The following is a 19,879-nucleotide window of genomic DNA, read 5'->3' on the forward strand; positions in this document are numbered from 1 at the left end:
CGGTTAAAGGCTCCGTCCATGAAGATCGCGATAGGCCGTTTGCGCTCCATCCACCGGCAAGGCCGTCGCCTCATAGACGCCACGCGCCACGGCCCGCGCCATGACAATGGTGGCAAGATGGCAAAGTTCGGCGAAATGAACGCCGCGCTCAAGCGGCTTCTCGCCCGTCGCGGCCGCGAACATGGTGTCACCGTCACTCGGCAAATGGGCGGGCAGAACGGCGCGGGCCAACCCGTCATGCGCCATGATGGAAAGGCGATGTGCCTGCGCTTTCGTAAGTGCGGCATCCGTCACCACCGTACCGATGGTCGTTGCCGTGAGATTGACCCCCTTGAGGCGCAAGGCGGTATTTTCAGGCTCAAACCGTTGCGGAAAACCGCTTCCGCCAAACTCATCCGCCACCTCAAACGGAGCCGACCAGAAATGGCGGCTCGCGCCGAGGGTTGCCGAGCCAAGCGCATTGACGGCGACAATAGCCGCCACTTTATATCCGCCGGAACTGACAGCACTTGCCGACCCCAGCCCTCCCTTGAAGGTCGCGGTCGTTGCTCCCGTCCCGGCACCGACCGTCCCGAGTTCGAAGGGCGCCGCACGCGCCGCCTTGAAAGCCGCATATCCCATGTCGCGATAGGGCGAATGCAAACCCCAGTCCTTGTCGCCGCCATTCAGAAGATCCATGAGGATCGCCTGCGGCACGATGGGTACGCGGGTGGAACCGACCTGAAGGCCGCGGCCGATCTCGCGCAGCCCGGCCTGAACGCCGCCTGCCGCATCAAGCCCAAAGGCCGAGCCGCCCGACAGCACGAAGGCATCCACGGTTTCAACCGTCATCGCCGGGTCGAGCAGGACCGTGTCACGCCCGCCAGGCGCACCGCCCAGAACAGAACCTGAGGCAATGGCGGGCTTTTCAAAAACAATCGCCGTAACACCGGAGCCAAGGGAAAGATCGGTAACACTGCCGACCGAAACGCCGTCTATGTCAGTCAGAAGATTGGTGAGTGCCGCCATGCCTTTTCCCTTTTCTCCCGGTATCCCGCCACCATCAGGCACTGTCAACGCAAAACGTGACACGCCTGAGGTCGGCGACGAGCCGCGATCAGGAAAAAACCGCAGTCCCGATCACGGGCGTCGAGGGAACGGCCATGTCCCGCGGCTCCAGCGGTCCGGAAATATATGCCTGATGGCCGGCTTCTATCGCCAGAGCAAAAGCTTCGGCCATGCCGGCCGGGTCCCGCGCCCCCGCCACCGCCGTGTTGAGCAGAACGGCATCGTATCCAAGCTCCATTACGGTGACTGCATGCGACGGGCGGCCGATACCGGCATCAACAATCAAAGGTATGTCGGGGAAACGCGCCCGCATGGATTTCAGCGCCACCAGATTGAGCGGTCCCATGGCGCTACCAATCGGTGCGCACCACGGCATCAAAACCTTGCAGCCCGCCTCCAGCAGCTTCTCGGCGACGACCAGATCGTCGGTCGTATAGGGAAAGACCTCAAAACCATCGTCGCAGAGGATTTTCGCGGCTTCCACAAGCGCAAAGACATCGGGCTGCAGCGTATCGTGATGGCCGATGACCTCCAGCTTGATCCAGTTGGTGCGAAACACCTCGCGCGCCATCTTTGCCGTCAGCACAGCTTCCTTGGCGGTGTGGCAGCCAGCCGTATTCGGCAGGACGTTTCGATCCAGTTCGCGGATCAGTTCGAAAAACTGCCCGCCTTTCCTGCCGCCCGCCATTTCCCGGCGCAGCGAAATCGTCAGAATATCCGTGTTGCTGGCCCGGACCGCATTCTCGAGCACGGCGGGGGATGGGTACCGCGCCGTACCAAGGAGAAGACGGGACGAGATTTCACGGCCATAAAGCATCAGCATGCCTCAGCCTCCCTGCATCGGTGAGAGAATTTCGACGCGGTCAAAATCCTTCAGTTGATAATCGGCGCGCTCTTCCGAATGCACCAGTTCGCCATTCACCGCCGTCGCCAGCCAATCGCCTTCGTATTCGAGGCTGGCAAGCAGGCCGGCCAGCGTCTCGGCGGCGAGATCAAGCTCGTCGCCATTGACAAGAAGTTTCATGATCCTGTTCCTTCTGAGAGAGTTTGGCGAATGATGTCAGCCGCGTGCCGCGCCATGGCCGGAGAAAGCAGAAAGCCGTGCCGGTGCGCGCCGTTGATGAAAATGGTCCGGCAGTCCTGCATGACCCTGGGGAGATTGTCGGGATAAGCAGGACGCACACCCGTGCCGGATTCGATGATCCGAGCTTCCGCAAAAGCCGGATGCACGGCATAGGCGGCATTCAGGAACTCCATCATCGAACGGACGGAAATGGCCCCGGCATCCTCCGTCTCGATCATCGTGGCGCCCACCATGAAGCGTCCAGACTCGCGCGGGACGATGTAAAGCGGAATGCGCGGATGCAACAGCCGGACGGGACGGGAGAGGGATAGCTCCGAGGTAGCGAGGTAGAGCATCTCTCCACGCACGCCGCGTAGGTTGGAAATTTCTCCCACTGCCGCAGCTCCGGTGCAGTCCACCACCCGGTCGAACAATCGTTCATCGACAGGGATGCCCATGTGGAACCGCACGCCCGTGTTAGAAAGCCGCTCATGCAGCGATTTCAGCGCGAGACGCGGATCGAGATGCCCCTCGCCCGGGAAATAGAGCCCGGAGCGGAAGCGACCCGCAAGATCGGGCTCCAGAGCGGCGATCTCGCCCTCATCCACCCAGCGATAACCGCTGGTTCGCGATGCGAAACGCGTAAGCTCTGACCTGTCGCGTGCTGGCGCGACGACCAGCGTGCCATTGCGAACCACAAGGCCGGGAGTTGCCTCGTCCCACCAGTCAAGCGCCACCTTGCCAAGCGTCAGGACCGCTTCCTCCGCATTTTCGCGCTCGCACCAGGGCGCTAGCATGCCGCCGGCATAAAACGACGCTCCACGAGAAGGCTCGCCACTGCGCTCCGACACCTCGACAACAACGCCCCTCCGCGCCAGTTCGAAGGCCGCCGTCAAACCGGCGACCCCCGTTCCCTTGACAAGGACATGCATTTTATTCGGCATTCGCAGGCGTCGGAAGCGGCATGTAAAGCTCACCGCCTTCCTTGAAGCGCGCGGCCATGGCCTCAAGCCCCTCCTTCTGCGCCTCGGCGCGGATATCGTGGGAAATCCGCATCGAGCAGAATTTCGGTCCGCACATGGAGCAGAAATGCGCAACCTTGTGCGCCTCCTTCGGCAGCGTCTCGTCATGGAAGGACCGAGCCGTATCGGGATCGAGCGACAGGTTAAACTGATCCTCCCAGCGGAACTCGAACCTTGCACGCGACAGCGCATCGTCCCGCACCTGCGCGGCCGGATGACCCTTGGCAAGATCGGCGGCGTGAGCGGCGATCTTGTAGGTAATGACACCCACCTTCACGTCATTACGATCCGGCAGACCGAGGTGTTCCTTCGGCGTAACATAGCAGAGCATTGCGGTCCCGAACCAGCCGATCATTGCAGCACCAATGCCGGAGGTGATGTGGTCGTAACCGGGCGCGATATCGGTGGTCAGCGGCCCAAGCGTATAGAAGGGCGCTTCGCCGCAGGTCTTCAACTGCTTGTCCATATTCTCCTTGATCTTGTGCATCGGCACATGACCGGGGCCTTCGATCATCACCTGGCAATCCTTCGCCCAGGCGATCTGCGTCAGCTCACCCAGCGTTTCCAGCTCCGCAAACTGCGCCGCATCATTGGCGTCAGCGATCGAGCCGGGGCGCAGGCCATCGCCCAGCGAGAAGGAGACGTCGTAAGCGCGGCAGATGTCGCAAATCTCATCGAAATGCTCATAGAGGAAACTTTCCTTGTGGTGATGCAGACACCACTTGGCCATGATCGAGCCGCCGCGTGAGACGATGCCGGTGACGCGGTTGACGGTGAGCGGGATGTAGTGCAGCCGCACGCCGGCATGGATGGTGAAGTAATCCACGCCCTGCTCCGCCTGCTCGATCAGCGTATCGCGGAACACTTCCCAATTGAGGTCTTCAGCAATGCCGTTCACCTTCTCCAGCGCCTGATAAAGCGGCACGGTACCGATCGGCACCGGCGAGTTACGGATGATCCATTCGCGGATATTGTGGATGTTGCGGCCGGTCGAAAGGTCCATGACCGTATCCGCACCCCAGCGGATGGCCCAGACCATCTTCTCAACCTCTTCCGCCATGGAGGAGGTGACGGCGGAATTGCCGATATTGGCGTTGATCTTGACGAGGAAATTGCGGCCGATGATCATCGGCTCAAGTTCAGGGTGGTTGATATTGGCTGGAATAATGGCGCGGCCCGACGCCACTTCCTGACGCACAAATTCCGCCGTGACATAATCAGGAATATGCGCGCCGAAACTCTCACCGTCACGCGCGAGCTTCTCCTTCGCTGCCTCGCGCCCGAGATTTTCGCGAATGGCGATGAATTCCATTTCCGGGGTGATGATACCTGCTCGCGCATAGGCAAGTTGCGTCACCGCCTTGCCCGCCGTCGCTTTCAGAGGCTGATGACGCACGCCAAATTCGGGCGTCAGGCGCTCACCGGTGGCGAAACCATTATCTTCCGGTTTGACGTGCCGTCCCTCGTAAGCCTCGACATCGCCGCGCGCGACGATCCAGTCATGACGCAGACGCGGCAGACCCTTTTCGATCAGGACCGGATGGTTGGGGTCGGTATAGGGACCTGAGGAATCATAAACCGTGACCGGCGGTTCGCCCGCCGTCGGGTGCACTGCGATCTCGCGCATCGGTACGCGGATATGCGGATGCAAAACGCCCGGCTTATGGATTTTCGTGGAGGCGGCATGCGGGCCGGTTGTAACGACAAGCGGTATAGTCTTGGCAGCGATATTCATCTTGAGGCTCCAAAGTTTAACAGTGGAGACCCAGTTCGAGCCGGAATGATGGAAAATACCTGTGTGCCGAAACGCGGCGCCATGCGCCCGCCCGACATCGGGTCTTTGCACCGTCCCTACGCCAGTATGAACTGGATCAGGTTCAACGGGTCACTGCGCATGAAAGCAGAATCTCAGCCCCTTGACGGGACACCCCTGGTGAATGGCCCCAGCAAAAAACACCCTCAGGCTTTTGTCAAGACCGGCGATCCATGCTTGGCAAAGGTGCGGGAATGGCGCATGCTGCCGTTAGTTGTAATTAACCTAACGGTTTAGGCGAATATTATCGTTTGCAACGTAACCATAAGCACAAACCATCCTGATGTGAAATTCATGGGAGATACGTCGGAATGAATGCGACTATACGTGAAATACTGGCAAAATTCGGCCAGCTTCCAACCCCCGTCGATACGATTGCAGATGAAGCCGATCTTTACGCGGCGGGCCTTTCTTCCTTTGCATCGGTGCAATTGATGCTCGGCATCGAAGAAGCATTCGATATCGAATTCCCGGACAATCTGCTGAACCGCAAGTCTTTCGCCAGCATCAAGGCCATTGAAGACACTGTTAAACTCATTCTCGATGGTAAAGAGGCAGCCTGATGAACGTCACCGTCGCGCCGCAGGATGAAACGCTGTCCGCGCGCGCGGGCCGTGTCGCGGCAATTGCCGCCAAATATGCGGACGAGGTGGATGTCACCGGCCGCTTTCCGCAGGAAGCCGTTGATGCATTGAGGCAGGAACGTCTGCTCGGCATACAGGTCCCCTCACTGCTGGGCGGCGAAGGTGCCTCCCTTCAGGAAATCGCCGATATCTGCGCCCGGCTTGGGCAGGCCTGTTCGGCAACGGCGATGATTTTCGCCATGCACCACATCAAACTGTCGAGCCTTGTGGAACATGGAGAGGCGAGCGCATGGCACGCGGACTTCATGCGCCGCGTCGCCGGCGAACAGCTTCTGCTCGGTTCCGCCACCACCGAAGGCGGCATCGGCGGCAATCTGCGTAACTCCATCTGCGCAATCGAAGTCGAAGGTGATAGCTGCCGGCTGGAGAAGGACGCCACGGTCATTTCTTATGGCAGCAACGCCGATGCGATCCTGATTACGTCGCGCGCCCACAAGGATGCCGCGCCCGCCGATCAGGTGATGACCGTCTTCCTGAAAAACCAGTATACGCTTGAGAAGACCCATGTCTGGGATACGCTCGGCATGCGTGGCACCTGTTCGGACGGCTTCCTGTTCCGCGGCGAAGCGCCGGCGGCGCAGATTTTCCCAAAGCCTTTCGCAGAAATCGCTGCACAATCCATGCTTGCAAGCTCGCATCTGCTGTGGAGCGCCGTCTGGTATGGTATCGCGTCGGATGCGGTGCTGCGCGCCCAATCTTTTGTCAGAGCTGCGGCCCGCAAGTCGCCCGGAACGGCTCCTCCCGGCGCGATCCGCCTTGCCGAGGTTTCCACCAAGCTGCAGGTGGTGAAATCCAACATCATAGCCGGTATCAAGGCCTACGAGGACACCAAGAGCGATCCGGAAAAATTGATGTCGATGGCCTTTGCGGTTGCCATGAACAATGTGAAAATCTGCTCTTCGGAAACCATTCTCGAGATCATCGACCACGCCATGCTGGTCTGCGGCATCATGGGCTACAAGAATGGCACGCCCTACAGCCTCGGCCGACACCTGCGCGACGCGCATTCCGCCCGCCTGATGATTTCCAACGACCGTATTCTCGGCAATTCCGCCAATCTCCTGCTGGTTCACAGGCAGGACACCAGCCTCTTGGGATAAGACCATGGACATGCAAACATCGTTCCTCGATCGACTGTTCGAAGAAGGCCTGCTGATTGAAACGGGTGTGGACGGTCTTTATGGACGCAGCGGCCAGTTCGAGGACGTGATTGCCGCCTTCGAGCGGCTGATCGACCGCACCGGTGGCGCCGATGGCGCTGAAGCGATCCGTTTCCCGCCCGGCATCAACCGCGCCTATTTCGAAAAAAGCGGTTACATGAAGAGCTTCCCGCAGCTCGCCGGCACGGTCCATTCCTTTTGCGGCTGCGAACTGGACCATGTCAGCCTGCTGAAGACCATGGATGAGGGCGGCGACTGGACCAAGGATCAGAAAGCAACCGATATCGTACTGACGCCAGCGGCCTGCTACCCGCTTTATCCAACGATCGCCAAGCGTGGCGCGCTGCCTGCCGGCGGCGGTCTCTATGACATCCAATCCTATTGCTTCCGCCACGAGCCCTCCAAGGATCCGGCCCGCCAGCAGCTTTTCCGCATGCGCGAATATGTCTGCATGGGCACCGAGGCCAACGTCACCGAATTCCGCCAGACCTGGATGGATCGCGGCGTTGAGATGATGAAAGCGGTCGGGCTCGATGTCACCATCGATATCGCCAACGATCCTTTCTTCGGCCGCGCGGGCAAGATGCTCGCCAACAACCAGCGCGACCAGAACCTGAAATTCGAACTGTTGATCCCGGTCACGTCAACGACCAGCCCGACAGCCTGCATGAGCTTTAACTACCATCAGGACGCCTTCGGCCAGAAATGGGGTCTGAACCTCGATAATGGCGATGTCGCCCACACCGCCTGCGTCGGTTTCGGCCTTGAACGCATCGCGCTGGCGCTGTTTTCGCATCATGGTCTCGATGTGAAGAAATGGCCTGCGAAAGTCGTGGAAACACTCTGGGGCTGATTATCCATGCAGCAGATTTTTCCCGGTCTCGATCCCAAAAACTATGTGCAGCATCCGCTTCATTCTTCCGAAAGAATGTGGCCGGAAACCAATTGCTATATTGATTTATGGATCGAGGTGCTGGCTTCGAAAGGCTTATCCCCGGAAGCCATGTTCGGTTTCACCCTGACGCAGGACTTCGAAGGCGACCAATTCACCTTCTTCAAGGTGCCGCTGGAAGACCTCGAAGCCCTTTATGGCGTTCGCGCCACCGAGCTTGCGATCTTCGATAAGGTGGAAAACCACATCGAGGCGCAGCTGGAACGCGGCCGCATCTGTCTGATCGAGATGGACAGTTTCTATATGCCCGATACCCATGGGGTGGGCTACCGCAAGGAACACGGCAAGACCACGATCGCCATCAACCGGCTCGATCTCGAAAAGCGGGAACTCGACTATTTCCACAATGCCGGCTTCTTCCATCTCTCCGGCGAGGACTTTGACGGGCTTTTCCAGCATCATCTGGCTGAAACCGACCCGCCTTTCCTGCCCTATACGGAATTTGCGAAATTCGCGGACGGCAATCCTTCGTCGGCGCATGTTCGCAAGACCGCCGAACGGCTCCTGAAGTTTCATTTTTCCCGGCGGCCATCCTCCAACCCGGTCCGGGCCTTTGCCAAGGTGTTTCCGGCACAGGTGGAAAAGGTCGCAGACCGGCCCTTCGGGTTTTTCCACAAATACGCGTTCAATACGCTACGCCAGCTCGGTGCCAATTTCGAACTGGCGGCAAGCCACTTCGAATGGTTGGACGCGGATAGTTTTTCTGGGGCAAAGAACCACGCGCTAAAAATCTCCGAGGTTGCCAAGACCGTGCAGTTCCAGCTTGCGCGCGCCGTCACCCGCCGCAAATTCGATGCGCTGGCCACCGTTCTCGATCCGGCCGCGGATGCATGGGATGGTCTGATGCAAAGCCTTGGCAAAAAACTATCTGATGCCAGCGAGGCCGCGTGAGGACCTATCTTCCGGGTGAAAGCGAGGAATTGCTGAGCGAAGGCTGGACGCTGGCGCTGACGCCCGCCGATGCCTATGAAACGCCCTCCGATATTCCCGCCTCGCTCGAAAGCCCCCATGTCTCCGTTCCCGGAACCGTGGCGCAGGCTTTGGAAGCCGCTGAAAAGTTCGACCGCCTCGCTCCGACGCCCCTCAATGACAGGGACGCCTGGTACAGGCTGACGATGATTTCCGATGTCCGGGAGCGTGCCACCCTGCGCTTCGACGGTCTTTCCACCATCGCGGAGATCTTCTTCAACGGTGAGCTGATCGCGGCAAGCCAAAGCATGTTTGAAAGACTGGAAGTGCCTGTGGAACTGACGGGTGCGGATGAACTCGCGATCTGCTTCAGAGCGCTGGCACCCCGACTTGAAAAAACCGGTCCCCGCGCTCGCTGGCGGCCGCAAATGATGAATACGCAGGGGCTGCGGCTGATCCGCACCACTGCACTGGGTTATATGCCTGGATGGTGCCCGGAAATACACGCCGCCGGCCCATGGCGACCCATCAGCCTGATACGGCAGAACGGAATTCTCTGCACGCTGCAATCTTCGCTGGACGGGGCCGGAACGGGAAGGGTCAGCATCGCGCTGCAAGGCAACCGCCCGATAAAGTCGGCAAAGCTTGGCTGCGCCGGTCACAGCGCCGATCTTTCTCTAGACGAAGGCGGCACACTTTCCGGCGAACTGCGCATAACTGATGTGGAACAATGGTGGCCACACACGCATGGCAGGCCAACTCTGCATGACGTTGTTCTTGAGCTGGACGGCACGCAACATCGCCTTGCACGCACGGGCTTCCGACAGGTCGAGATCGATCACGGCGACGACGGTAAAGGTTTCGGCCTTAGGGTGAACGGTCAACCGGTGTTCTGCCGTGGCGCGGTCTGGACGACGGCCGACATCGTGCGCCTGCCGGGAACGAGGCCGGACTACGAGCCGTGGCTTCGAAAAGCAGCGGAAGCAGGCATGAACATGATCCGCATCGGCGGCACCATGACCTATGAAACCCCGGAATTCTTCGCACTTTGCGACGAACTCGGCATCATGGTCTGGCAGGACGCCATGCTCGCCAATTTCGATTATCCGGCAAGGGACGAGAGTCTGCGCCAGCACATCGTCACGGAAATCTCGCAGTTCCTTGAAGCCACCGCGCTTTCTCCATCGCTCGCCATTTTTTGCGGTGGCAGTGAAATGTACCAGCAGGGCGCGATGCTCGGCCTTCCGGAACAGATATGGAAGGGAACGCTGACCGAAGAGGTTCTGCCGGAACTTCTTGCCGACAAGCGGCCTGACGCGGCCTATGTCGCCAATTCCCCCTCCGGCGGCGCATTGCCCTTTTTTCCGAACACCGGGGTCGGCCATTATTACGGCGTCGGCGCCTATTGCCGTCCGCTGGAAGATGCGCGTCGCGCCGGTCTGCGCTTTGCCGCCGAGTGCCTGGCCTTCGCCAATGTTCCCGAACAGGAAACGCTGGACAGGTATCTACCCGGCGTGGCCGTGCACGATCCACGGTGGAAAGCGCATGCACCGCGCGATCGCGGCGCCTCCTGGGATTTCGAGGATGTTCGCGATCACTATCTGAAGCTGCTTTACGATGTCGAACCGGACGTTCTGCGGCGAGAAGACGGCGGTCTTTATCTCGACATGTCCCGGGCCGCGACGGCCGAAGTCATGGAGGCGACTTTCGCCGAATGGCGGCGCAGCGGTTCATCCTGCCAGGGCGCTCTTGTCTGGACCCTGCAGGACCTCCTTCCCGGTGCAGGCTGGGGTATCATCGATGCCACCGGCAGGCCGAAATCCGTCTGGCATGCGCTGAAAAGGGCGTTTCGCCCCGTCCAGGTCAATCTGCTCGACGAGGGCACGAACGGATTGGACATTCAGCTGATCAACGAGACCGGCGACACCTTCGAGGGTATGCTCGAACTCACCTGCCTGCGCGACGGCGCCCAGCCCGTCGTTCATGCCAAGCGGTCGATCACGCTGTCATCGCGACAGAGCCAGACGATTGCCGCGACTGATCTGTTCGGGGCGTTTTTCGATACGACCTACACTTACCGTTTCGGCCCGCCGTCCCATGATGTCACGGTGGCCCGGCTTCGCGACGTTGCGACCGGACAAGTCATTGCTGATGCATTCCATTTTCCGCTCGGCCGGAAAAAGGCGCTGCAGGCGGCAAACCTCCAGGTCGCCATCAGCCGAAACAACGATATCTGGTCGCTTGAGATCGGCACTGACCGTCTGGCGCAGTCTGTCCATGTTGCCGCAGAAGGTTACCGTGCTTCGGAAAACTGGTTCCACCTTGCCCCCGGCGAGAGCAGAAAGATCGGCCTTGTGCCGGAGACCGCAGGATCTCAGACGCCTCCTTCCGGTGAGGTGGTGTCATTGGGGTCCAGGCGGCGATTTTCCTTTTAGGGCCACGCTCTTCACAGTCTCCATATAGGTTCTCTTCGCCTCAGGCGTGGAGAGGTTGTGGTCGGCATCGGGGATGATGGTCAGCGACACATTTCGATAGGCGGACAGCCCCTGCCCGTCGGCGTCGAAATAATAGCGGAAATGCTCCAGACCATCATCATTGTCGCTGTAAAGCAGATTGACGGCAGTCCCTTTTGCTTTCAGCAGATCGAAAGCGCGGTATACGGCCCGTCCTTCCTCGCTGCCACGGCGGAACAGCCTCGCGGTTTTTGTCGAAAGCTTCTTCATCGTCGCCTTGACGATATTCAATCCGGCACTGACAACATCCACATCGCCGCTGATGAGACGCTTGAACGTGGCGCCCTGACGAAAGCGCTGACTGTATTCCCCAAAGGAACGGGGCCGCTTGTGCAACGCCTCATCGACCGAACGGCCTTTCCGCCAGTGGAAGACAACCGGGTTCACGGCAACCACCGCTTCAATCCTGTCATCGACGAGCGCGCCGTTGAAGGCGAGGTATGCGCCGCTACATCGGCCCGCCGCGATGAACGGACCATTGCTGCCCCGTTCTAGGAAATCGAGCGCGGCGGACACATCGTCATTCTGCGCGGCATCGTAAAGAACCTGATCCGGCATGCCTTTGACCGGCGGACTATCGGCAATGTTGGCCGCATCGAAACGGAGGGAAGCGACACCCTCCCGGGCAAGCGCCCGGGCGATCTGCACCGAAAGCCTGCCCCAGCCCGCGTGCCGGTCATAGGCCGCCCCGAGCAGCAAAACCGAGGAGACCGCACGCCGGTCGTCCGGTGTGCAGGAAACGCCAAAAAGTCGCCCGCCCTCACCAAACTGCACCGGCTGTTCGAAAAAACCCTGACCGCGCTGCGCCGCGTTGATGACGAAATCAGCCGGGCAGGCCGCGGAGCCTGAGGCCTGTGTCTGAGAAGAGACCCAGCCCACCAGCCGGCTCACCACATTTTCCGATATTTTCGACAGCGTGGGACTGGAAACGAGATCGTCATAGCCCGAAAATTCGGCCTCCTCCACCTCACCGCCGATTGCGGTTAGGTGTGTGGCGAAATCACCGTCCGTGACGCGGCCCGGCCTCGACAAAACGAGAATGCGGCGAGCCGGAGCGGCATCGAGATTCGAAAGATTGATCTTCTTGACGGTATCGGCCACACCGGCTGGCATCGCCATGCCGGCGATTGCACCTGCCTGTGGCATGCGTTGGCTGGCACGCAGGCCAAGTCCATCGTCGATCATCGAAGACCACATCGCCAGTTCGCGCAGATAGGCACGTCCTGAGACGACGGGTGCCAGAAACGCCATGGAACTGGCGGCTCCGGCAAGCGCCTCGGCAGCGATCGGGCAACCGAGGCCCTGGGCGATGACGACCACGCCCGAGCATCCGGAAAGGCGCCTGAGATAGTTCAGCGCCGCCCGCGTATCGGAAAGCCAGTCCGCCACGCGGCTCGCATCTTCCGGATCAAGTGCATCTCCGGTGCCAAGATAGTCAAACCGCAGGCTGGCGACCCCGCAAGCCGCAAGCCGTTCGGCCAGAACCCTTTGGAACTTGCGGCTGCAAAGCTCCTCCATGCCCCACGGGCTGACAAAAAGAACGGCGTGTTCCTGCCGCAAGTCCTGGCGTGCCGGATGAAAAATACCCGCAAGCCCTTCAAAGGAAACCGGACGGGCGATCGTGCCGTCCGCCGCGGTGCCGGAAAGCAATAATGCATCGAGGGAAGAATTGCTGCTTGTATGCTCTGAAATATCTATTGCCATAGACCTTGCCACCATTGCGCCAGCGTCGGGCTCAACCATTACGGGATCACTATACCGAAGTGTCTTAATGCCTGTTCTACAATAAAAACAATAACATTAGAGAATCCTAAAAATACCATGTCGTCTGGATCGACGAAAACGCATGCGATGCAGACAGAATGGCTTCGCGTGGCGACAGGTCGCGTTTGAGCCGCTATTTTTCTCGAAACCGCTTGAATATGCTGATAAATAGCGAGTCACATACCTATTTGCAGGAGGAGGTTGCGCCACCCGGCCGCCGGATCATCTAGACACCGCGCAAACCAACACGCCGGGCCCGCCCCGACAGGTCATAGAAGTTTTATATGGAACAAAGCCTTACGCGTTACATCTGGTCGCATACCAAGCGGCAGCAGCTTTTCATCCTGCTGATCGTCGCCCTGTCCATGATCCCTTATTTCCTCGCCTTCGACCTGCCCAAGCAGATCGTCAACGGCCCCATTCAGGGAGACGGCTTCGAAGGAGCGAATGCAACCCAGCTCTTCATGCATCTCACGGTCGATATCCCCTATTGGGGCACCGTGACCCTGTTCCCGGGGCTTGAGCTCAACCGCATGTCGATGCTGATGGCGCTCAGCCTGACGTTCCTTGCGCTTGTTATCATCAATGGGCTCTTCAAATATTACATCAATACCTACAAGGGCCGGCTTGGCGAACGGCTTCTGCGGCGTATTCGCTTCGAACTTATCGACAAGATCCTGAGGTTTCCGCCCAGCCATTTCAAACGGGTGAAGGGTGCAGAAATCTCCAGCATGGTGAAGGACGAGGTAGAGCCGCTCGGCGGTTTTACCGGCGACGCCTTCGTGCAGCCGGCCCTTCTCGGCGGCCAGGCGCTCTCCGCCCTCTTCTTCATTCTCGTGCAGAACTTCTGGCTCGGCCTGATCGCGGCCTTCATGGCGGCAATTCAGGTCGGCATCATTCCCAAGATGCGCCGCCGCCTCATCGAACTCGGCCGTCAGCGGCAGCTGAGTGCACGCCAGCTCGCCGGACGTATCGGTGAAATGGTCGACGGCATCGGCACGATTCATGCCTATGACACGTCCAATTACGAGCGTGCGGATGCTTCGCATCGCCTCGGCGACATCTTCAAGATTCGCTACGATCTCTACCAGTGGAAGTTTCTGGTCAAATTCATCAACAACTTCCTTGCCCAGCTGACCCCCTTCTTCTTTTATGCGCTGGGCGGATATCTGACCCTGAAGGGCAGCCTCGATGTGGGGCAGCTGGTCGCCGTCATCAACGCCTATAAGGAACTGCCAGGGCCGCTGAAGGAGCTGATCGACTGGGATCAGGCCCGGCAGGATGTGCAGGTAAAGTACGAGCAGGTCTTCGAACAGTTCGATGCGCCGAACATGATCGACGAGAAGGTGCAGAAACTTTCTCCCGGTGCCGTCGCAGCCATCAGCGCACCGCTCGTCGTCGCCAATCTGACGCTCGAAGACGATAGCGGCAGCCGGCTTCTGGAACAGGCATCCCTCAAGATCGAGCCGGGTGAGGTTATCGCCATCGTCGGTGGTGCCGGAGGCGAGGCACTGGCGGATGCGATAGGCCGCACGCTCTGGCCGAGCTCAGGCAAGATCAGCATCAACGACGTCGACATTCTGGAATTGCCGGAATCGCTGACGGGACGGCGCATCTCCTACGTGTCCTCGGACAGCTATTTCTTCCATGCCAGCCTGAAGGACAACCTGCTATACGGTCTCAAACACGCGCCGCTTGCAGAGAAAAACTATGAGGGCGCGGCGCTGGACCATCGCAAATGGGAAATCCGTGAAGCGAAGATGGCCGGCAATCCGCTGATCGACATCAACAGCGAATGGATCGATTATGCTTCGAGTCCGTCAGGCGACGGCAAACCGGAAAATCTCATACAGGCCATTCTAGCTGTTCTCGACAGTGTGGAACTGTCGCAGGATATTCTGGAATTCGCCCTGCGATCGTCGATCGACCCGTTGACAGACCTGCATCTCGCCGCCCGGATCGTTGAATTGCGACATGTCCTGCGCGCCGAGCTGGAAAAGGAAAATCTGAGCGGCCTGATCGCGCCTTTCGAGCTGGAGAGCTACAATAGCGAGGCGACGGTCGGCGAAAACCTGCTTTTCGGCACCATGCGGGACTCGTCCCAGTCAATCAGGACGGTCATCGAAAGCGACTATTTCCGCTCTTTGATGCGCGAGACCGGCCTGGTCAAAACCCTGTTCGAAATGGGCTACACGATCGCCGAGAACATCGTGGAAATCTTCGCCGATCTGCCGGGGGATCACCCCTTCTTCCAGCAGCTCACCTTCATGACGCCTGACGATATTCCGGTCTATCAGCAGATGCTGCAACGCCTTCAGGGCCGGAATTTCGACGAGGCCAATGAAAGCGAAAAACGCGCGATGCTGCGGCTGAGCTTCTTCTATATCGAGCCCCGCCAGCGTTTCGGCCTGCTGACGCCGGAAATCATGAACCGCATCGTCGAGGTCCGGCACATGTTCCATGAGAAGCTGCCCGACAGTCTGAAAAACGTGATCGAAATCTACGATCCGACCAAATACATGAGCGCCACCAGTCTTCTGGATAATATCCTCTTTGGCAAGGTAAGCCACCGCTACACCGATGCTTCAAGGCGCATCACCCGCATCGTTGCTGACGTCATGCGCAAGCAGGGCGTTTACGAACGGGTGCTGGCGGTGGGTCTGGATTTCAATCTGGGTGCAGGCGGCAAGCGGCTAGGCCCGCTACAGCGCCAGAAGCTTAATCTGGCAAGGGCGCTGATCCGGAAATCCGACATTTACGTCTTCAACCGCCCGCTTCCGGGCCTCGACCCGAGACAGCAGGAAGAAATTGTTGAACGGGTCATCACACTCCTGAAACAGAACAACAATAACCCCTCGATCATATGGGTTCTGTCGAATGCGCACCTCTCGCGCATGTTCGAGAGGGTCATCGTTGTTCATCAGGGGCTGATCACCGCTGACGGAAGTTACGAGACTCTGGTCGAGGAAAACGGTACATTCAAGGAGATGGTCGCGACATAATTCCAAGAATGTGACCGAGGTGGAACAATAACAGGGTAAGGCAATGCTGTTCAAAGACGAAATTCAGATGCTGAAAAGGGTACCGTTTTTTTCCGAAATGGAACCCTCCAAGTTGAAACTGCTCGCATTCGCATCGGACCGCGTTTCCTATCACGCCGGCGACGTGCTGTTCCGGCAGGGTGACGTCGGCGACGCGGCCTATGTGCTGTTGACCGGAAAGGTGGATGTTCTTGTCGATTCTCCCTCTGGCACTTTGAAAGTGGCGGAAATGACGGGCAACGCCATCGTCGGGGAAATCGCAATTCTCTGCGACAGCGTCAGAACCGCCACCGTGCGCGCCTCCACCAATGTGGAAGCTCTTCGGATCGGCAAGGAACAATTCTTCAAGCTGATGTCCGATTTCCCCGATATCACTATCAAGGTCATGCGCGTTCTGGCCGAACGTCTCACCCAGACGACGGCTGAACTCAGCAAGGCCAGGACAAACGCCAGAACATAAGCGGCAATTCTATGCTACCCCAGCGGTCGATATTGGAAAAATAAATGTCGTACTATTGCAATATAAATGAAATGCTGACTGAATAAGGGGTAAAGGCATCCGCCCGAAAAGGGCAGGAAATAAGATCTATAGAGACAACGGGCTTCATGGGAGGAAAGCGTGCAAGATTCCGTTGTCATTGGGGTGTGTCATGGCGTTCAATTCCGACACTGCGGGTCGGGAAAGTAACAGAAATTTTCGGGTGAAGATCTGGGGGGCGCGGGGAACGCTTCCTGTTTCAGGTGAAAACTTCCGAAAATACGGTGGGAATACCATCTGCATCGAGGTTCGATGCGGCGACCATGTCCTTTTGTTCGATGCGGGGTCGGGACTTCATCCCGCAGGTATGGCGCTTCGGGCGGAGGGGGTTACCGACGTCGATCTTTTCTTCTCTCATTGCCACTACGACCACATTGTCGGTTTTCCCTATTTCAAGCCATTCTATAATAGCTGCAATGACGTCTCGATTTGGTCGGGTCATCTCGCGGGCGCCATGACGACACGGGAAATGCTCAAGGACTTCATGAGCCCGCCCTGGTTTCCCGTGCCGCTGGAAATTTGCTGCGCAAAAATCGACACGCGGGATTTCATGCCCGGTGATACCCTAGACGTCCATCCGGGCCTCTCGATCCGAACCGGCATGCTGAACCATCCTGGCAACGCCGTCGGATACCGGCTGGACTGGGAGGGAAAGTCCCTCGCCATCATCACCGATACCGAACACGAGCCCGGCGGCATCGACGAAACTGTGCTTGATCTCATCCGGGATACCGATCTTTTCCTTTATGACGCCATGTTTACCGATGACGAGATGGGCCTTTATCGCGGCTATGGCCATTCGTCCTGGCAGCAGGCGATCCGCCTCGCCCAGTTGGCCGATGCGAAAAATGTCGGTTTCATCCATCATGCCCCGAGCCGCAGCGACGAAGAGCTGGACATGATCGAAAAACAGGCGAAAGCCCTGTTCAGCGGCGCATTCGCAGCCATGGACGGTCAGGTCATCGAAATCTGATAGCCGCCGTCATGGTGTTTTTGACTTCGCGTGACTATTTGACCGGAAATCTGAAGAGGCCTCACCAGTCATTGGTGGCTTCGGGTACTTAAACACGCATAATTGACCATCGCCGCTCGTTTGCTCCACGATATTGCCACGAGATGTCATGCACTAAAGACGCGACGATCGACCGACTGATGATTCTGGGCCGAACGACCTCACGATGGGATTTGCATGATCCGTTTCTTTTCGGAAACCAGTTTGAGACGCGCCCGGATTTTATCCGGCCTGATTATATTTGCCTTTGTCTTTTCGCATCTTTTCAATCATTCCCTTGCGCTCATTTCCATCGACACCGCCGAACGGGCACGAAAATGGTTCAGCCTCATCTGGCTCAACCCTGTTAGCAGCCTGCTTTTCTACGGCTCGGTCCTGGTGCATGTCAGCCTGGTCCTGCGCTCGCTTTACCAGCGTCGAACGTTGCGCATGCCGCTTCGTGAAGCGCTTCAGGTCATCTTCGGCCTGTCGATCCCCTTCCTCATTCTGAGCCATGCCGTGAATATCCGCGTGTCGCACATGCTCTACGGCATCGACATCGGTTATTATACCGTCGTCCGCCGGCTCTGGATCAACAATCCCATGGGAGGCGCGTGGCAAAGTCTCGCCCTCATCGTCATCTGGATACACGGATGTATCGGCCTCTATTTCTGGCTGCGTTATCGCGACTGGTACCCGAAAATCGCCGGCATCTTCATGACCATAGCTGTGATGCTGCCGCTTCTGGCGCTGCTGGGCTTCAGCGATGCCGGCCGTTGGCTCGAGGAAGTCGACCGCAAATATGCGCTTCCTCCGGGACTGGGCGACACGATCATTCAGAGAGACGAACTTCCGCTGCAGCGGGAGATGGAAACACGGATCCGGTTTATCACCGGGACGACAGAGGCGATTTTTGCCGGCGCGGTGATGCTGGTCTTCGCGATGCGCGGTGTAAGAAGCTGGCGACAGCGGTTGACGGCCATCGAAATCCGCTACGAACATGGTGCGCAGGCGCGCGTGCCGGCGGGCCTCAGCATTCTGGAAGCCAGCCGTCTGGCGGGCATCCCGCATTATTCCGTATGCGGCGGTAAAGGACGATGTTCGACCTGCCGGGTGAGAGTCATGGAAAGCAAGGGGCCGCTCCCTCCGCCCGGAGACATCGAGCAAACCACATTAAGACGCATCCATGCCGATTCGGATGTGCGGCTCGGCTGCCAGCTGCGTCCCACCCATGATCTCGGCGTTGCCCTTCTGGTTTCACCGCCCCAGCACAGTGACCTGCCGGCGGACGCCCAGCCGGCCCGGCCGGGCCGGGAAGAGGAGATCGCCATTCTCTTCTGCGATCTGCGCAATTTCACGACCTTGTCGGAAGCGAAGCTGCCCTACGATGTCGTCTTTCTCCTGAACCGCTATTTCACCATCGTCGGCCAGGCCGTCGAACAGGCAGGGGGCCATCTCGACAAATTTATCGGTGACGGCGCCATGGCGCTTTTCGGACTAGGCGACGACAGCCAGCACGCCTGTCGCAATGCCATGAAGGCGGCAGCAATCATATTGCGCGATATTGCGATCCTGAACGAAGGGCTGGAGAAACAATTCGCCGTGCGTCTTGAGGTGGTGGTTGGCATTCACGCAGGTCCGAGCATCGTCGGGGTCATGGGATATGGGGCTGCCAAAACGCTGACGGCCATTGGCGATACCGTCAACGTGGCAAGCAGGCTTGAATCCAAAGCCAAGGAATTTGGCGCCGCAATCGTGGTCTCCGAACCGGCCATCATACAGGCGGGACAGGATATTGCCGATCTCAGAAGCGAACAGGTCGCCATTCGCGGTCGAAACTCACAAATGAAGGTGTTTCTACTCTCGGAGGAAGAGAGCGAACGCTATTTGTGACAGGACCCGGAAGTTTGGGGTCGGACCGATCTTTTATATCTTGCGATAGAGAAAATAACGGTCCGTCGGCACGCTCTCCGGAACCGGCAACGGTTTCAGCAGGGGATGATCGAGAGGCAGACCGCTGACAGCGACGCCGCCTTTCGCCAGCATGCCGGCGGCGAGATCGGGCAACCATGTCAATGTGATCGCATCTTTTTCCGGATAGCCCGTGCCGATATCGGCATGCACCATTGCCGCTTCCGCACCGACGAATGCGGGAGCGGTCTGCGATATCTCGCCGATCACCAGGTCTTCGTCTGCCGGAACGGACGAGGCATGGGCGCCCATGGCCCTGTCAAACGCAACGATCCTGCGCCCCGGAAACAGTTCCCGCAGATGATTGAAAGTTCGCCCGTTTCCAAGGCCGATTTCCATGAGCGCACCCTCATGCGGCATATCAAGATTGGCGGCGACATGATTGAGAATGTCACGCTGCGCGGTCAACCGGCGAATGAAACTGTCCAGTCTGCTCATGATCCGTCCGTTA

General features: G+C 58.6%; 15 protein-coding genes, 1 pseudogene and 1 riboswitch. Of the genes and pseudogenes, 9 read left to right on the forward strand and 7 right to left on the reverse strand.

Annotation, left to right across the window (positions count from 1 at the left end; translation table 11 throughout):
- Positions 1-3 precede the first annotated feature (3 nt).
- From BTN45_RS11785 to thiC, 5 genes and pseudogenes are all read right to left on the reverse strand, one after another.
- Positions 4-1,008, reverse strand: a complete 1,005-nt coding sequence (locus BTN45_RS11785; RefSeq protein WP_207587970.1) for a P1 family peptidase — start codon at positions 1,006-1,008, stop codon at positions 4-6.
- A gap of 88 nt (positions 1,009-1,096) precedes the next feature.
- Complete coding sequence (locus BTN45_RS11790; protein WP_060942423.1) at positions 1,097-1,870, reverse strand: thiazole synthase; 774 nt, start codon at positions 1,868-1,870, stop codon at positions 1,097-1,099.
- 3 nt (positions 1,871-1,873) lie between these two features.
- Complete coding sequence (gene thiS / locus BTN45_RS11795; RefSeq protein ID WP_004443639.1) at positions 1,874-2,071, reverse strand: sulfur carrier protein ThiS; 198 nt, start codon at positions 2,069-2,071, stop codon at positions 1,874-1,876.
- Positions 2,040-3,042: pseudogene (gene thiO, locus BTN45_RS11800) on the reverse strand (glycine oxidase ThiO). The gene thiS and the pseudogene thiO overlap by 32 nt, the downstream one beginning before the upstream one ends.
- Before the next feature lies 1 nt (position 3,043).
- Positions 3,044-4,867, reverse strand: coding sequence for a phosphomethylpyrimidine synthase ThiC (gene thiC, locus BTN45_RS11805; RefSeq protein WP_142186741.1), 1,824 nt, complete (start codon positions 4,865-4,867; stop codon positions 3,044-3,046).
- 95 nt (positions 4,868-4,962) lie between these two features.
- A riboswitch (TPP riboswitch) is annotated at positions 4,963-5,074 on the reverse strand.
- 182 nt (positions 5,075-5,256) lie between these two features.
- Between thiC and BTN45_RS11810 the strand changes: the two genes are divergently transcribed.
- From BTN45_RS11810 to BTN45_RS11830, 5 genes are read left to right on the forward strand one after another with little or no spacing between them, the layout of a single operon-like run.
- Entirely contained in the window at positions 5,257-5,508 is a 252-nt protein-coding gene (locus tag BTN45_RS11810; RefSeq protein WP_003504852.1) for an acyl carrier protein, read from the forward strand.
- Positions 5,508-6,689 (forward strand): acyl-CoA dehydrogenase family protein, encoded by a 1,182-nt coding sequence (locus BTN45_RS11815; protein WP_037090281.1) that lies wholly within the window; start codon positions 5,508-5,510, stop codon positions 6,687-6,689. The genes BTN45_RS11810 and BTN45_RS11815 overlap by 1 nt, the downstream gene beginning before the upstream one ends.
- A gap of 4 nt (positions 6,690-6,693) precedes the next feature.
- A complete protein-coding gene (locus tag BTN45_RS11820) occupies positions 6,694-7,602 on the forward strand; it encodes an amino acid--[acyl-carrier-protein] ligase (protein ID WP_137068979.1) in 909 nt (302 codons plus the stop codon).
- Positions 7,603-7,608: 6 nt separating this feature from the next.
- Positions 7,609-8,592 carry a DUF1839 family protein gene (locus BTN45_RS11825; protein ID WP_207587972.1) on the forward strand — a complete coding sequence of 328 codons (984 nt, stop codon included), beginning with the start codon at positions 7,609-7,611 and terminating at the stop codon, positions 8,590-8,592.
- A complete protein-coding gene (locus BTN45_RS11830) occupies positions 8,589-11,045 on the forward strand; it encodes a glycoside hydrolase family 2 protein (protein WP_207587974.1) in 2,457 nt (818 codons plus the stop codon). The genes BTN45_RS11825 and BTN45_RS11830 overlap by 4 nt, the downstream gene beginning before the upstream one ends.
- On the opposite strand, the gene BTN45_RS11835 is transcribed toward BTN45_RS11830, so the two are convergent.
- On the reverse strand, positions 11,013-12,827 hold the full coding sequence (locus BTN45_RS11835; RefSeq protein WP_207587977.1) for an alpha/beta fold hydrolase: 1,815 nt from the start codon (positions 12,825-12,827) through the stop codon (positions 11,013-11,015). The genes BTN45_RS11830 and BTN45_RS11835 overlap by 33 nt on opposite strands.
- A 344-nt stretch (positions 12,828-13,171) precedes the next feature.
- Here BTN45_RS11835 and BTN45_RS11840 point away from each other — a divergent pair, with 344 nt between their 5' ends.
- The 4 genes from BTN45_RS11840 (at position 13,172) to BTN45_RS11855 (ending at position 19,350) form a co-directional block, all read left to right on the forward strand.
- Positions 13,172-15,889, forward strand: coding sequence for an ABC transporter ATP-binding protein (locus BTN45_RS11840; RefSeq protein WP_207587979.1), 2,718 nt, complete (start codon positions 13,172-13,174; stop codon positions 15,887-15,889).
- 43 nt (positions 15,890-15,932) lie between these two features.
- Positions 15,933-16,388, forward strand: coding sequence for a cyclic nucleotide-binding domain-containing protein (locus BTN45_RS11845; RefSeq protein WP_004443676.1), 456 nt, complete (start codon positions 15,933-15,935; stop codon positions 16,386-16,388).
- A 190-nt stretch (positions 16,389-16,578) separates the two neighbouring features.
- The gene (locus BTN45_RS11850; RefSeq protein ID WP_051634456.1) at positions 16,579-17,439 is read left to right on the forward strand and encodes an MBL fold metallo-hydrolase; all 861 of its coding nucleotides are present in this window, start codon (positions 16,579-16,581) and stop codon (positions 17,437-17,439) included.
- 216 nt (positions 17,440-17,655) lie between these two features.
- Positions 17,656-19,350, forward strand: coding sequence for an adenylate/guanylate cyclase domain-containing protein (locus BTN45_RS11855; protein WP_207587981.1), 1,695 nt, complete (start codon positions 17,656-17,658; stop codon positions 19,348-19,350).
- 33 nt (positions 19,351-19,383) lie between these two features.
- Here the strand turns inward: BTN45_RS11855 and BTN45_RS11860 are convergent, their stop codons facing one another.
- On the reverse strand, positions 19,384-19,866 hold the full coding sequence (locus BTN45_RS11860; RefSeq protein WP_022556902.1) for a class I SAM-dependent methyltransferase: 483 nt from the start codon (positions 19,864-19,866) through the stop codon (positions 19,384-19,386).
- Positions 19,867-19,879 lie beyond the last annotated feature (13 nt).

Source organism: Rhizobium sp. ZX09 (genome assembly GCF_017357485.1).
In the GTDB taxonomy this organism is placed as follows: domain Bacteria; phylum Pseudomonadota; class Alphaproteobacteria; order Rhizobiales; family Rhizobiaceae; genus Agrobacterium; species Agrobacterium pusense.